The 13,302-nt window shown below is 70.6% G+C and carries 13 protein-coding genes and 1 tRNA gene; 9 read left to right on the forward strand and 5 right to left on the reverse strand.

Features of this window, described 5'->3' with window-relative positions; translation table 11 throughout:
• The first annotated feature begins 26 nt into the window (after positions 1–26).
• The 3 genes from STVA_RS24040 (at position 27) to nadC (ending at position 2,943) form a co-directional block, all read left to right on the forward strand.
• Positions 27–938: an NUDIX hydrolase gene (locus tag STVA_RS24040; RefSeq protein ID WP_179955421.1), complete on the forward strand. Its 912-nt coding sequence runs from the start codon at positions 27–29 to the stop codon at positions 936–938.
• Positions 939–1,042: 104 nt separating this feature from the next.
• The gene (gene nadA, locus STVA_RS24045; protein WP_123692818.1) at positions 1,043–2,038 is read left to right on the forward strand and encodes a quinolinate synthase NadA; all 996 of its coding nucleotides are present in this window, start codon (positions 1,043–1,045) and stop codon (positions 2,036–2,038) included.
• Positions 2,038–2,943 (forward strand): carboxylating nicotinate-nucleotide diphosphorylase, encoded by a 906-nt coding sequence (gene nadC / locus STVA_RS24050; RefSeq protein ID WP_123692820.1) that lies wholly within the window; start codon positions 2,038–2,040, stop codon positions 2,941–2,943. The genes nadA and nadC overlap by 1 nt, the downstream gene beginning before the upstream one ends.
• Before the next feature lie 29 nt (positions 2,944–2,972).
• Here nadC and STVA_RS24055 read toward each other — a convergent pair whose 3' ends face one another.
• Entirely contained in the window at positions 2,973–3,446 is a 474-nt protein-coding gene (locus tag STVA_RS24055) for a VOC family protein (RefSeq protein ID WP_123692822.1), read from the reverse strand.
• Between the two features lie 290 nt (positions 3,447–3,736).
• Here STVA_RS24055 and STVA_RS24060 point away from each other — a divergent pair, with 290 nt between their 5' ends.
• Together STVA_RS24060 and STVA_RS24065 are read left to right on the forward strand one after the other, a co-directional pair.
• The gene (locus tag STVA_RS24060) at positions 3,737–5,281 is read left to right on the forward strand and encodes a M81 family metallopeptidase (RefSeq protein ID WP_123692824.1); all 1,545 of its coding nucleotides are present in this window, start codon (positions 3,737–3,739) and stop codon (positions 5,279–5,281) included.
• An 80-nt stretch (positions 5,282–5,361) separates the two neighbouring features.
• A complete protein-coding gene (locus tag STVA_RS24065) occupies positions 5,362–6,879 on the forward strand; it encodes a M81 family metallopeptidase (RefSeq protein ID WP_123692826.1) in 1,518 nt (505 codons plus the stop codon).
• A 30-nt stretch (positions 6,880–6,909) separates the two neighbouring features.
• Here STVA_RS24065 and STVA_RS24070 read toward each other — a convergent pair whose 3' ends face one another.
• The gene (locus STVA_RS24070; RefSeq protein WP_142235872.1) at positions 6,910–7,239 is read right to left on the reverse strand and encodes a hypothetical protein; all 330 of its coding nucleotides are present in this window, start codon (positions 7,237–7,239) and stop codon (positions 6,910–6,912) included.
• 150 nt (positions 7,240–7,389) lie between these two features.
• Between STVA_RS24070 and STVA_RS24075 the strand changes: the two genes are divergently transcribed.
• On the forward strand, positions 7,390–8,892 hold the full coding sequence (locus STVA_RS24075) for an ABC transporter substrate-binding protein (protein ID WP_123692829.1): 1,503 nt from the start codon (positions 7,390–7,392) through the stop codon (positions 8,890–8,892).
• Between the two features lie 111 nt (positions 8,893–9,003).
• Positions 9,004–9,946 (forward strand): IS630 family transposase gene (locus STVA_RS24080; RefSeq protein WP_123687763.1). Its coding sequence is split into 2 segments (ribosomal slippage): positions 9,004–9,339 and positions 9,341–9,946, totalling 942 coding nucleotides; the frame shifts between segments, so codons are not numbered across the junction.
• Between the two features lie 12 nt (positions 9,947–9,958).
• Here STVA_RS24080 and gpt read toward each other — a convergent pair.
• Both gpt and STVA_RS24090 read right to left on the reverse strand, forming a co-directional pair.
• A complete protein-coding gene (gene gpt / locus STVA_RS24085; RefSeq protein WP_123687761.1) occupies positions 9,959–10,426 on the reverse strand; it encodes a xanthine phosphoribosyltransferase in 468 nt (155 codons plus the stop codon).
• A gap of 40 nt (positions 10,427–10,466) precedes the next feature.
• The gene (locus STVA_RS24090; protein ID WP_123687760.1) at positions 10,467–10,883 is read right to left on the reverse strand and encodes a DUF4864 domain-containing protein; all 417 of its coding nucleotides are present in this window, start codon (positions 10,881–10,883) and stop codon (positions 10,467–10,469) included.
• An 83-nt stretch (positions 10,884–10,966) separates the two neighbouring features.
• Here STVA_RS24090 and STVA_RS24095 point away from each other — a divergent pair, with 83 nt between their 5' ends.
• Together STVA_RS24095 and STVA_RS24100 are read left to right on the forward strand one after the other, a co-directional pair.
• On the forward strand, positions 10,967–12,559 hold the full coding sequence (locus tag STVA_RS24095; RefSeq protein ID WP_123687759.1) for a gamma-glutamyltransferase family protein: 1,593 nt from the start codon (positions 10,967–10,969) through the stop codon (positions 12,557–12,559).
• 84 nt (positions 12,560–12,643) lie between these two features.
• Positions 12,644–12,720, forward strand: a tRNA-Arg gene (locus tag STVA_RS24100).
• 24 nt (positions 12,721–12,744) lie between these two features.
• Here the strand turns inward: STVA_RS24100 and STVA_RS24105 are convergent.
• Complete coding sequence (locus tag STVA_RS24105) at positions 12,745–13,284, reverse strand: hypothetical protein (RefSeq protein ID WP_142235873.1); 540 nt, start codon at positions 13,282–13,284, stop codon at positions 12,745–12,747.
• Positions 13,285–13,302 lie beyond the last annotated feature (18 nt).

Below are 13,302 nucleotides of genomic sequence, written 5' to 3' on the forward strand. Positions count from 1 at the left end.
CATCCAGGACCTCCCGTCGCGACCGGGTGACGGTCGAGCTGAGCGCGGCCATCGTCGCGGCCTCGCCCGCCGGGCCATCGGTGCTGGCCGTCCGCCGGCGCAAGGGCGGGCCGGCGGGCCTGCCATCCGGCCCGCTGGAGGCCGCCCACCGAACCCTGGAGGCCGGGCTGCGACGCTGGGTCGAGGACCAGACGCGCCAGCAGCTAGGCCATGTCGAGCAGCTCTACACCTTCGGCGACCGCGACCGGGCGGCCGATGGGCGCGCCCTTTCCATCGGCTACCTGGCGCTGGTGCGCGAGGCGCGGCCAGCCGGCAGCGTGGATGCCGCCTGGCAGGGCTGGTATCGCCATTTCCCGTGGGAGGACCGGCGCGACGGCCGACCGCCCGGCCTGGACGCGCTGGAGACCCGTCTCGCCGCCTGGGCCGATAGCGCGGCCGACGCAACCGAGCGCCGGCTGCGTCGGGCCCGGCTGGCCGCCACCTTCGGCCTGGACGGCGACGGCTGGATCGAGGACCGCGTGCTCGAGCGCTACGAACTGCTGTACGAGGCAGGCTTGGTGGCCGAGGCGTGTCGCACGGAAGCCGCCGAAACCCTGCCCTGGGGCGAGGCGATGATCGCCGACCATCGCCGCATCCTGGCCACCGCGATCGGCCGCCTGCGCGGCAAGATCAAGTACCGCCCGATCGTCTTCGAACTGATGCCGCCCAGCTTCACCTTCCTGCAGCTCCAGCAGACGGTGGAGGGGCTGGCCGGCATCCGCCTGCACAAGCCGAACTTCCGCCGCCTGGTGGAGCAGCAGGGCCTGGTGGAGGAGACGGGCGCCATGGCGGCCGAAACCGGTGGCCGCCCCGCCCGCCTGCTGCGCTTCCGGCCCGAGGTCCTGCAGGAGCGCCCGGCGCCCGGCCTGCGCCTGCCGCGCTCCCGCCCGCCTGCCTAGCCCCGGCCACCTCACGCCATCCTGAAATATTCTGCGTTGACACCCTTATACTCAGTCATAGAATAAGCATCTGAAATACTCATATCGAGTATAAGGAGGGTGCGATGGATTTGGTGGCGGAGCGCGTTTCGGACGCGGGGCGGCTGGCAGCGGCGCGGCGACGGCTGGACGGCATCATCCCCGATGCCGAATGGCACGAGGTGGAATCCGACATCGACGCCATCCTGCGCCTGAAGCGCGAGCGCGACGCGGTCATCCTGGCCCACAACTACCAGACGCCCGACATCTATCACGGCATCGCCGACATCGTCGGCGACTCGCTGGCCCTGGCGCGCGAGGCCGCCCGCACGCAAGCCAGCGTCATCGTGCTCTGCGGCGTCCATTTCATGGCCGAGACGGCGAAGATCCTGAACCCGGGCAAGACCGTGCTGATCCCCGACCCGGCGGCCGGCTGCTCGCTGGCCGATTCGATCACGGCGGCCGACGTGCGGCTGATGCGCCAGCGCCACCCGGGGGTGCCGGTCGCCGTCTATGTCAACACCTCGGCCGAGGTGAAGGCCGAGGCCGACATCTGCTGCACGTCCGGCAATGCCGAGAAGATCGTCGACTCCTTACCGGGCGATTCCGTGATCTTCCTGCCTGACGAGTACTTGGCAAGCTGGGTCGCCGGGCGCACGGCCAAGCGCATCATCGCCTGGCACGGCCACTGCGAGGTGCATGAGCGCTTCACCGCCGAGGACATCGCCCGCGTCCGCCGCGAGTATGGCAAGCTCGACGTCATCGCCCATCCCGAATGCCCGCCCGACGTGCTGGCGGCGGCCGACTTCGTGGGCTCGACCGCGCAGATGACCGACTGGGTGAAATCCAAGCGCCCGCCGCGCGTCCTGCTGCTGACCGAATGCTCGATGAGCGACAATGTGGCGGCCGAGGTGCCGGACGTGGAACTGGTGCGCGCCTGCAACCTCTGCCCGCACATGAAGCGCATCGACCTTGCCAAGGTGCGCGCCAGCCTGGAGACGATGACGCACGCCGTGGAGATTGCCCCCGACGTGGCCGCCCGCGCCCGCCGCTCGGTCGAGCGCATGCTGGAGGTCCGCTGATGCCCGCGCCCTTCGGCCCCACGTCCTTCGGCCGCGCCCCCTTCGGCACCGCCCCCTTCGGTATCGAGCCGCTGCCCGCCCTGCTGGTGGAACCCCTGGTGCGCGCGGCCCTGGTCGAGGATCTGGGCCGCGCCGGCGACATCACCACCGTGGCGGTGGTGCCGCCCGATGCCCGCTTCCAGGGCGCCATCGTCGCGCGCCAGCCGGGAGTGGTGGCCGGCATCGAGACGGCGGCCATCGCGATCCGCCTGGTCGACCCGTCCGTGCGCATCGCGATCGAGCGGCCGGACGGCGAGGCGGTTGGGCCAGGCGACGCGGTGATGCGGCTGGATGGCCCGGCCCGCGCGGTGATCACGGCCGAGCGCGTCGCCCTCAACTTCCTTTGCCACCTGTCGGGCATCGCCACGGCCACGGCCGGCCTGGTCGCGGCCGCCCGGCCCCATGCCGCCCGCATCACCTGCACCCGCAAGACGACGCCCGGCCTGCGCGCGCTGGAGAAGCATGCCGTGCGCGCGGGCGGCGGCGTCAGCCACCGCTTCGGGCTGGATGACGGCGTGCTGATCAAGGACAACCACATCGCTGTTGCCGGCAGCGTCGCCGAGGCGGTGCGGCGCGCGCGCCAGGCCGTCGGCCACATGGTGAAGGTCGAAGTGGAAGTCGACGACCTCGACCAGCTGGCAGAGGCGCTGGCGGAGGGGCCGGACGCCGTGCTGCTGGACAACATGGGCCCGGACCTGCTGCGCCAGGCGGTGGCATTGATCGCGGGCCGGGCGACGTCCGAGGCGTCGGGCCGGATCACGGCCGCCACCATCGGCGCCATCGCCGCCAGCGGCGTCGACATCATCTCCGCCGGCTGGATCACCCACAGCGCGCCGGCGCTCGACCTCGGGCTGGACGCGGACTGAGGCCCGCAGGAACCGGCCGGCGCGGTCGATCAGCCGCGCCGTGCCGCCTCGATCGCGGCCACGTCGATCTTGCGCATCCCCATCATGGCCTCGAACGCGCGCCTCGCCTCGTCGCCGCCGGCCGCCATCGCCTCGCTCAGGACGCGTGGCGTGATCTGCCAGGAGATGCCCCACTTGTCCTTGCACCAGCCGCAGGCGCTCTCCCGTCCGCCATTGCCGACGATGGCGTTCCAGTAGCGGTCGGTCTCTTCCTGGTCGTCGGTGGCGATCTGGAACGAGAAGGCCTCGCTGTGCTTGAACGCCGTGCCGCCATTCAGGCCGATGCAGGGGATGCCGGCCACGGTGAATTCAACCGTCAGCACGTCGCCCTTCTTGCCGGACGGGTAGTCGGCGGGCGCGCGGCGGACGGCCGTCACCGTGCTGTCGGGAAAGGTCGCGGCGTAGAACCGGGCAGCCGCCTCGGCATCCTTGTCATACCAGACGCAGATCGTGTTCTTGGCCATGGCGTGTCCCTTCCTCGCGTTTTGATTGGATCGCGGCCCGTCCTCGATCGCGCGCGAGATCATGCCGCGTAAAGCGTGCACACAGTTCCCAGAATCGCATTTCCGAGCGGATGGTTCCGGCCCGCCTTGCTCGCCGTCGACATAGCGTGGCGGGAATGCGGCAACAGGCTTGCGACCGCGTTTGTCATTGGGGTTATCCTAGCATCCAATTCCATCCCGGCAGAACAGCATCGACGCGGCCCCGCGCGCTCGTCTTCGCCACGCCTGCCCCAGTCCCGTGAAAGCCGCCCATGCCCCCTGCCAGCCCGAATGCCGCCAATCCCCGCATCGCCATCCTGGGTATTCACCATGAAGGCAGCCGGTTCGCGCCGCCGCTCAATGAGGCCGATACACGCGAGTGGGGCCAGCTCGACGGAGCCGAGATGTGGGCCGATGCGAATGCCGCCCGGCCGCGGTCGATGGGCGGGCTGTGGGGGTTCGTGCGGGCGATGAACGTGACCGGCCCGTGGACGCCGGTGCCGATCACTTATCTCGACTGCGGTGCGGCCGGCGCCATCGAGCATGGCTGGTACGTCCGCGTGCGGGATGAGATGCGCCGGCAACTGGAGGCCGCCATGCCGGTCGACGGCGTCTACTTCCCGCAGCACGGCGCCTCGATCACGACCGAGGAGCTGGACCCGGACGGCGAGCTGTTCCAGATGGCGCGCGACATCGTCGGACCGGGCGTGCCGATCGTGGCCACGCTCGACCTGCATGCCAACGTGTCCGACCGTATGGTCCAGTCGACCGACCTGCTGGTGGCCTATCGCACCAACCCGCACACCGACCAGTCGGCCCGCGGGCGCGAGGCGGCGATGGCGATGCGCGAGCTGCTGGCCGGGCTGAAGACCGAGCACCATTTCATCCGCCTGCCGCTGATGGCCCCGCAGGTGTCGCAGCTGACGGCCGCCGGCCCCTATGCCGAGATCATCGCCTATGGCCAGACCAAGGTCGACGAGACGGTGATGAACGTCTCCATCCTGGGCGGCTTCACCTACGGCGACACGCCCGACCAGGGCATGGCCTTCATCGTCACCACGCGCGGCGACGCCGCCCGCGCGCGCGATGTCTGCAAGGAGCTGGCAGGCCGCGTGTGGCGCTACCGCGAGCGCTTCCTGCCCAAGCTGACCGGGCTCGACGAATGCGTCGCCCGCGCCGTCGCCGTCGGCCGCGACCGCACGCTGGCGCCGATCTGCATTGCCGACGTCGCCGACAATCCGGGCGGCGGTGCGCGCGGCAACACCACCTGGCTGCTGGAGGCGCTGCATGCTTCAGGGGCCGAGGGGGTCGTGCTGGGCGTCTTCACCGACCCGCCGTTGGCGGCCGAGGCGCACCGGCTGGGCAGCGGCGCCACCTTCACGGCGCACTTCAATCGCGACGAGACCCAGCCGCTGTCGCGCCCGTTCCAGGCGCAAGCGACCGTGGTCGGCCTGTCGGACGGCGTCTTCCCGGGCGCAGTCGACGGCAGTGCCGCCGGCACCATGGTCGACCTGGGCCCGACCGCGGCACTGCAGGTGGGCAACGTCACCGTCATCGTCATCACGCGGCGCCAGCAATGCATCGATCCCGGCTATATTGAGCATGTCGGCGTGCCGCTGACGGCGGCGCGCACCGTCATCGTCAAGTCGCGCGGGCATTTCCGCGCCGGTTTCCTGCGCCTGTTCCAGCCCGAGCAGGTGATCGAGGCCGATGTGCCCGGCCTGACCTCGCCCAACCTCGGCAATTTCGACTTCCGCAGCGTGCCCCGGCCGATCTACCCGCTCGACATGGATGCCGACTGGACGCCGCCCAACTGACTCCCGCCAACTGACCCCCGCCAACTGACACTGGCCCGCTACCGCGACCCGATAGCCCCTGCCCGACCAAAGGAACCACCATGTCCGCCCCCCGCATCGCCGTCCTCGGCCTGCACCATGAAGGCAACCGCTGGGCGCCCGTCGTCCACCGCGCCGACCTGCGCATCACCAGCGGCCAGGCGCTGATCGACGACGCGCGCGCGCCGCACCCGCGCGTGACCGGCGGCGCCGTCGGGTTCGTGCGCGAGATGGATGCGACCGGCCCCTGGACGCCGCTGCCGATCATCCTGGCCGACGCCGGCGCCGCCGGCCCGCTCGACCACGCCCTCTTCCTGGAACTGAAGGAGGAGATGCGCCGCGGGCTGGAGGCGGCGATGCCCCTGGACGGGGTCTATTTCGCCGAGCACGGCGCCTCGATCTCGACCGGCAGCCACGATCCGGATGGCGAGCTCTATGCCGTGGCGCGCGCCATCGTCGGGCCGAAGGTGCCGATCGTTACCATCCTCGACCTGCACGCCATGGTCTCGGACGAGATGGTGGAGACCACCGACTACATCGCGGGCTACCTGACCAACCCCCATGTCGACCAGGCCGAGCGCGGCCAGGAATGCGCGCGCGCCATGCGCGACCTGCTGGCGGGGATGAAGACGGCGCATGCCTTCATCCGCCTGCCGATCATGGCCCCGCAGGTAACGCAGCTTACGGCGTCCGGTCCCTATGCCGACATCATCCGCTACGGCCAGACCAAGCTGGACGACACCGTTCTCAACGTCTCGATCCTGGGTGGCTTCACCTATGGCGACACGCCCTACAACGGCATGGCCTTCATCGTCACGACCCGCGGCGACGAGGCCCGCGCGAAGGAACTGTGCGCCGAGCTGGCGGCGCGCACCTGGGCCGACCGCCACCGCTTCGTGCCGAGGCTGACCGCGCTCGAGGATTGCGTGCAGGGCGCGCTGGCCCGCGCGGCCGACCCGTCGCTGCCGGCCGCGATCATCGCCGACGTGGCCGACAATCCGGGCGGTGGCGGGCGCGGCAACACCGTCTGGCTGCTGAAGGCGCTGTATTCGGCCAAGGCCGAGGGCGTGATCCTGGGCCACCTGTTCGACGCGCCGCTGGCGGCCGAGGCGCACCGGCTCGGCGTCGGCGCGCGCTTCGATGCCCATTTCAACCGCGACGAGGAAGACGAGCGGTCGGAGCCCTTCTCGGCCCAGGCCACCGTCGTCGGCCTGTCGGACGGCGTCTTCGTCGGCCAGGAGGGCGGGTCGCGCGCCGGCATGACGGTCGACCTCGGCCCGTCCGCGGTGCTGCGCGTCGGCACGCTGACCGTGGCCGTCATCTCGCGGCGGCAGCAGACGATCGACCCCGGCTATTTCGAGAATCTGGGCGTGTCGGTGACGGAAGCACGCACCGTCGTCGTCAAGTCGCGCGGCCATTTCCGCGCCGGGTTCCTGAAATACTTCCAGCCCGCGCAGGTGATCGAGGCCGACGTACCCGGCCTGACCTCGCCCAACCTCGACAATTTCGAGTTCCGCAACGTCGTGCGGCCGCTCTTCCCGCTCGACCAGGATTTCGACTGGAGCCCGCCCGCCCGGTAGGCGGCGGGGGGAGTGGGCTCGGCGCGGTGGCTAGAAGCCGCGCCGGACCGTGGTGCCGGGCAACGGCCCGAGCGGATCGTCGAAGCGGCCGGTCTCGTTGCCGAGGCCCATGCCCGGCGCCATGCCCAGGCGACGCGACGGCGGCAGCGGCTCGGTCGGCAGGGGCGGCGGGCCGCGCGGGGCGTCGCGGGTGGCGGCGGGATCGGGCAGATCGACGGGCTCGGGCGCGGCCTCCCAGTCCAGCATGGCGCCGGTGGGGGCCAGCGCGGTGCCGGTCGTCGGATACATCTCTTTCCCGGAGGGCGCCGCACAGGCGGCGATCGCCAGCGGCAGGACAAGCGGGAGAAGGCGTCGGATCATCGGTTCTGGACCCGGATCTGTGCGGAGGAGTCGTTTCTGATTAGCACGTCGTGCCGTTCGCTGCGACGCGCAATCGCCGGAGATCGTTCCGGGCTGGACCGATGCCTGATATCCTGCACCCTTATTCGCTCCACTGGAGGCCGGACCCCGATGCGCGTCACCCGCCTGTTTGCCGCAGCCCTGGGCGTACTCACCATGGCCGTGCTGGCCCTGGCCGCCCCCCCGCCCGCCTTCGCCCAGCCGAAGGACCGCCTGACCATCGGCATGGGGCTGGAGCCGCCGCATCTCGACCCGACCGCGGGAGCGGCTGCCGCCATCGACGAGGTCACCTACGCCAACCTGTTCGAGGGGCTGGTGCGGATCGACCAGGACGGCAAGGTACAACCGCAGCTCGCGCGCAGTTGGACGGTGTCGCCGGACGGGCTGACCTACACCTTCGAGCTGCTGACGGGTGTCGCCTTCCATGACGGCAGCCCCTTCACGGCGGCCGACGTGAAATTCTCCTGGGATCGCGCGCGCGGCGCCGATTCGGTGAATGCGCAGAAGCGCTACTTCGCCGCCATCGACCGCATCGAGACGCCGGACCCGGCCCGCGTCGTCGTCGTGCTGACCCGGCGCGACGGCTATTTCCTCTTCAACATGGGCTCCGGCGACGCGGTCATCGTGTCGGCCAAGACGGCCGAGGCCAACAAGGCGACGCCGATCGGCACCGGCCCCTTCCGCTTCGAGCGCTGGGGCAAGGGCGACCGGGTGGTGCTGGTGCGCAACGACGCCCATCGCAATGTCGCCCGGACCCCGCTGAAGCAGGTGACCTTCCGCTTCATCGGCGACCCATCGGCCCAGGTGGCCTCGCTGCTGGCCGGCGACGTCGACCTGTGGCCCAACATCGGTGCGGCGGAATCGCTGGGCCGGCTGCGCGCGGACGGGCGCTTCACCGTCCAGGCCGGCCAGACCGAAGGCGAGACCGTGCTCGCCATCAACAACCGCAAGAAGCCGTTCGACGATGTCCGCGTGCGCCGCGCCATCAGCCACGTGATCGACCGCAAGGCCATCATCGACGGCGCCATGCAGGGCTTCGGCACGCCGATCGGCAGCCATTTCTCGCCCGCCAACGCGGCCTATGTCGACCTGACCGGCACCTATCCGCACGATGTCGCCCGCGCCAAGGCGCTGCTGGCGGAAGCGGGCTTCCCCAACGGCATCGAAGCGACGCTGAAGCTGCCGCCGCCCGCCTATGCCCGGCGCGGCGGCGAGATCGTCGCTTCGCAACTGGCCCAGGCCGGCATCCGGGTGAAGATCGAGCCCGTCGAATGGGCGCAGTGGCTGTCGGCGGTGTTCCGCGGGCGCGACTTCGACCTCTCCATCGTCTCGCACACCGAGCCGATGGACATCGATGTCTATGCCCGCGACGATTACTACTTCGGCTATTCGAGCGACCGCTTCAAGGCGGTGATGGCGGCCATCGATGCCGCCGCCGACGAGGGCGTGCGCGCCCGGCTGTTCGGCGACGCCCAGCGCATCCTGGCCGAGGACGCGGTCAACGCTTTCCTCTTCCAGCTGCCCAAGCTCGGCGTGTGGAACCGCAACCTGACCGGCGTCTGGGTGAACAGCCCGATCCAGGCCAACGACGTGACCGGCGTCGCCTGGAAGTAGACGATCGCGGCAAGAATCTAGAGCATGAATCTGGGGGCCTGAATCGGATGGGGATTCCCTGGGCGGTAGGTTTCTGATTCAAGATGCTGGCTGGTTAGGAGGCCAGCATCGATGGGTCGGGCCTACTCATTGGACTTGCGGTCTCGCGTGGTAGCTCTGATTGAGTCCGGCGTGAGCCGGCATAAGGCGGCGGCGCATTTCGCGGTAAGCGTGGCGACGGCGATCCGTTGGGCGCAACGCAAGCGGGATACGGGGGGCGTTGCGCCGAAGGCGACAGGCGGGCGCCGGGCGCTGTCACTGTCGCCGCATCGCGCCTGGATACTGGGTCGGATCGATGAGAAGTCGGACCTGACGGTGCGCGGACTGGTGTCCGAGCTCCGCGAGCGCGGGGTGGCGGCGAGCTACGGAGCGGTGCAGCGCTTCGTGCGCTCCGAGGGGCTGCGCTTCAAAAAAAAGCCTGCATGCAAGCGAGCAGGAACGGCCTGACGTTGCCTACCGTCGGCGGCGCTGGCGATTGCACCAGAAGCGGATAGACCCGTCTCGCCTGGTGTTCATCGACGAGACCTGGGCGAAGACCAACATGACGCGTACCCATGGTTATGCGCCGGTCGGCCAGCGTCTGATCGGCCGGGTGCCGCATGGGCACTGGAAGACCATGACCTTCCTGGCAGCCCTGCGTGCCGACCGGATCGACGCGCCGTGCGTCTTCGACGGACCGATCAACGGCGAACGCTTCCTAGCCTATGTGGAGCAGGCGCTCGTCCCGACGCTGCGACCGGGCGACGTGGTCGTGATGGACAATCTCGGCAGTCACAAAGGGCAGGGCGTTCGGCGCGCGCTTCGGCGCGCCGGCGCGAAGCTCTTCTTCCTGCCGCCCTACAGCCCCGATCTCAACCCGATCGAACAGGTCTTCGCCAAGCTCAAGACCCTCCTGCGGAAGGCAGAGGAGCGCTCGCCCACCTCCACTTGGCAGCGGATCGGCAAGCTCCTCGACCTCTTCCCCCCAGACGAATGCAGCCGATATCTACGAAATGCCGGATATGCCGCTACCTGAATGGATCATGCTCTAGCGGCTGGGACCGGCGATCGGCGGGTGCTGGTCCCAGGGCAGGACGATCCAGGTGTCCTGCCCGACCTCGGAGACGACGCTGTCGACGAGCGGGCGGCCCTGGGGTTTGGCGAAGACGGTGGCGAAATGCGCCTTCGGCAGCAGTCGGCGCATGACGGCCGCCGTGACGCCGGTATCGACCAGATCGTCGACCACCAGCACGCCCTCGCCGTCGCCGGCGTCGGCCGCCTTCAGCACCCGGGCCGCCCCCTGGGCGCGCCCGTCATAGCTGGCGATGCAGAGCGTATCGACGACGCGCAGGTCGAGTTCGCGGGCGACGATGGCTGCCGGCACCAGCCCGCCCCGCGTGACGGCCACCAGCAGCCGCCAGGGACCCAGTTCGGCCAACCGCCCGGCCAGGGTGCGCGACAGGTGGTGGAACTCGTCCCAGGAGACGGACAGGCTTTGGCGATAGGGATCGGTCATCGATCCTGATTAGCCGCGGCACGGCGCGGCGGCAACGGCATCAGGTCATCCGCTCGTCGGATTTTGCCAGAAAGCAGCCGGCGATCCGCCAGGTGCCGTCCGGCTGCCGTTCCATGACGTAGAGCGCCACCTCCGGCACCCCGTCCGGCCCGACCAGGACGACGCGCTGCACCAGGGCCCCGTCCGTCTCGGCCAGCTCGCGGAACTCGACCGCGCGCGGGCGATAGACCGGGGCATAGCCGCGGCGCACCATGGCAAGGAAGGTCTCGGGCGTGCCGAACATGGCCTGGATCGTGGGGGCGGCATGCGCGAAGGCAGCCGCGGCATCGTCGGCGCGGAAGGCCGCCATCTGGTCGCGGATCACCCGTTCGATGCCGGCCCGGTCGGCGTCGTCGGCCGCGGCCACCGGCAGCGAGGCCATCAGAAGCAGCAGCAATCCGGCGATCCAGCGCGTCATCGGCCATCTCCCCAAGGGCGGTGGGAAGGATGTAGCGTGGGCCGCCGGTTCGTCCACCGGCGCACCGGACGAGGGGGCCAACCATGCTGCAGACCGCCCATGCCCAGCGCGGCATGATCACCGCCCCGCATCACCTGGCGGCCCAGGCGGGCCTGGCCGTGCTGCGCGACGGCGGCAATGCGGTGGAGGCGATGGTGGCCGCGGCGGCGGCCATTGCGGTGGTCTATCCACACATGAACGCGATCGGCGGCGACGGCTTCTGGCTGATCGCCGCCCCCGGGACCGAGCCGGTGGCGATCCGCGCCTGCGGGGCCGCCGCGGGGGCCGCCACGATCGACCTCTACCGCCGGGCGGGGCACGCCACCATTCCGGCCCGCGGACCACTGGCGGCCCTGACCGTGCCCGGGACGGTGTCCGGCTGGGCGGCAGCACTCGACCTCGCGGCCGGGTGGGACGGCCGGCCGCTGCCGCTGGAGCGCCTGCTGGAGGAGGCGACCCACTATGCCATCGCGGGCGTGCCGGTGACGGCCAGCCAGGCCCGCTATACCGCCCTGAAGATGGGCGAGATGGCGGAGTCGAGCGGTTTCGGCGAGACCTTCCTGCCAAGCGGCCGGCCGCCGGTCGCGGGCCAGGTGCTGGCGAACCCCGCCCTTGGCCAGACCCTGCGGCGGCTGGCCCGCGACGGGCTGGACGGGTTCTATCGCGGCGACCTGGCCCGCAGCATCGCTGCCGACCTGGCCCGCGCGGGCTCGCCGCTCGCCGCCGACGACCTGGCCCGCCACCGGGCGGCACGCGTGCGGCCGCTTGCGGTCGGTATCGGCGCCGGCACGGTCTTCAACCACCCGCCGCCGACCCAGGGCCTGTCGTCGCTGATGATCCTCGCCCTCTGGGACCGGCTGGGCCGGCCGGCAGCGGAGGGGTTCGCCCATGTCCATGCCCTCGTGGAAGCGACCAAGCGGGCGTTCCTGGTGCGCGACGCCCATGTCGGCTGCCCGTCGGCCATGGCCCGGTCGGCCGAGGATTTCCTGACCGAGGCCCAGTTCGCGACCGACGCCGCCGCCATCGACCCGGCCCGCGCCGCGCCCTGGCCGCAGCAGGCCCCGGCCAAGGGCGACACCATCTGGATGGGGGCGGTCGACGGCGCCGGCCGGGCGGTCAGCTTCATCCAGAGCATCTATTGGGAGTTCGGCTCGGGCGTGGTGCTGCGCGACACCGGGCTGCTGATGCAGAATCGCGGCGCCAGCTTCCAGCTCGAGCCCGCCGGCCTGCGCGCACTGGCACCGGGCCGCCTGCCGTTCCATACGCTGAACCCCGCCCTGGCCCGCCTGGGCGACGGCCGCACCGTCACCTACGGCACGATGGGCGGCGAGGGCCAGCCGCAGACTCAGGCCGCCATCCTGACCCGCCTGCTGGCCGGCCAGGCGCCGCAGCAGGCGGTGACGGCGCCGCGCTGGCTGCTCGGCCGCACCTGGGGGGCCGAGGCGACGAACCTGAAGATCGAGGACCAGATGGCCGACGGCACCATCCAGGCCCTGCGCCGGGCCGGCCACGACGTCGAGATGGTCGAGGGGTTCAGCGACCTGATGGGCCACGCCGGCATGATCGTCCACGGCCCCGACGGCGTCCTGTCCGGTGCCGCCGACCCGCGCGCGGACGGCATTGTCGCAGCCTTCTGAAAGAGCGAAATCCGCCCTTGCATGCCGGGACCGCTTTGCGTAGTGTCCCGGCCTCTCGCGGCGGTTCTGGCCCCGAGACAATGCGCGCCCGTAGCTCAACTGGATAGAGCACCAGACTACGAATCTGGGGGTTAGGAGTTCGAATCTCTTCGGGCGCGCCACTTTCCTTTTCAAGGGCTTAGCAGCTACTTTCCGGCATCGCCCGCGGCCCTTTTCCGCGGCTTGGTTGTCGATTTGGTTGCCACTTCACCAATCGGCCTCGTCAGATCGACATCCCGGATGGCCCGGCGGCCCGACACCCAGTCGACCGCGGCGCGCGTCGCGGAGTCGGCCACCAGCAGGTAGAGTTGCGTCGTCTCGAACGACTGGTGCCGAGCAAACTGCTGCACCACGCGCCCCGGCGCGACATGCGCCAGCGCGGTCGTGAATGACGCCTTCAGGTAGCGGAAGCGATGCTTCCCACTAGGCCCGCCCGCTTCATGGCCGTTCGGATGGCGCTCTGCGCTGCTCTCGATCGGTTTCTTGACCGGCTGCGCCTCGACGGAGCCGCCGCCGCGCATCGTGACCAAGATCGAGCGGGTGGAGGCCCGGCATCCGGGCGAGTTGCTGCGGTGCCAGGACGAGCCGGAGGTGCCGCCGGCGCCGCGGTCGGTCGGCCTGGGGCTCGCGTGGGTCGCTGATATGCGGGCGGCGGAGGCGGATTGCCGGGCGCGGCTGGCCTGCATCAGGCGGCGGCAGGCGGG

Source organism: Stella humosa (assembly GCF_006738645.1).
In the GTDB taxonomy this organism is placed as follows: Bacteria; Pseudomonadota; Alphaproteobacteria; order ATCC43930; family Allostellaceae; genus Allostella; species Allostella humosa.

What these genes read in the sequence shown, in the direction of transcription:
- nadA (WP_123692818.1), top strand. Translation starts at nt 1,043, where the DNA reads ATGGATTTGGTGGCGGAGCGCGTTTCGGACGCGGGGCGGCTGGCAGCG.
- nadC (WP_123692820.1), top strand. Translation starts at nt 2,038, where the DNA reads ATGCCCGCGCCCTTCGGCCCCACGTCCTTCGGCCGCGCCCCCTTCGGC.
- STVA_RS24055 (WP_123692822.1), bottom strand. Translation starts at nt 3,446, where the DNA reads ATGGCCAAGAACACGATCTGCGTCTGGTATGACAAGGATGCCGAGGCG.
- STVA_RS24060 (WP_123692824.1), top strand. Translation starts at nt 3,737, where the DNA reads ATGCCCCCTGCCAGCCCGAATGCCGCCAATCCCCGCATCGCCATCCTG.
- STVA_RS24065 (WP_123692826.1), top strand. Translation starts at nt 5,362, where the DNA reads ATGTCCGCCCCCCGCATCGCCGTCCTCGGCCTGCACCATGAAGGCAAC.
- STVA_RS24070 (WP_142235872.1), bottom strand. Translation starts at nt 7,239, where the DNA reads ATGATCCGACGCCTTCTCCCGCTTGTCCTGCCGCTGGCGATCGCCGCC.
- STVA_RS24075 (WP_123692829.1), top strand. Translation starts at nt 7,390, where the DNA reads ATGCGCGTCACCCGCCTGTTTGCCGCAGCCCTGGGCGTACTCACCATG.
- gpt (WP_123687761.1), bottom strand. Translation starts at nt 10,426, where the DNA reads ATGACCGATCCCTATCGCCAAAGCCTGTCCGTCTCCTGGGACGAGTTC.
- STVA_RS24090 (WP_123687760.1), bottom strand. Translation starts at nt 10,883, where the DNA reads ATGACGCGCTGGATCGCCGGATTGCTGCTGCTTCTGATGGCCTCGCTG.
- STVA_RS24095 (WP_123687759.1), top strand. Translation starts at nt 10,967, where the DNA reads ATGCTGCAGACCGCCCATGCCCAGCGCGGCATGATCACCGCCCCGCAT.
- STVA_RS24105 (WP_142235873.1), bottom strand. Translation starts at nt 13,284, where the DNA reads ATGCAGGCCAGCCGCGCCCGGCAATCCGCCTCCGCCGCCCGCATATCA.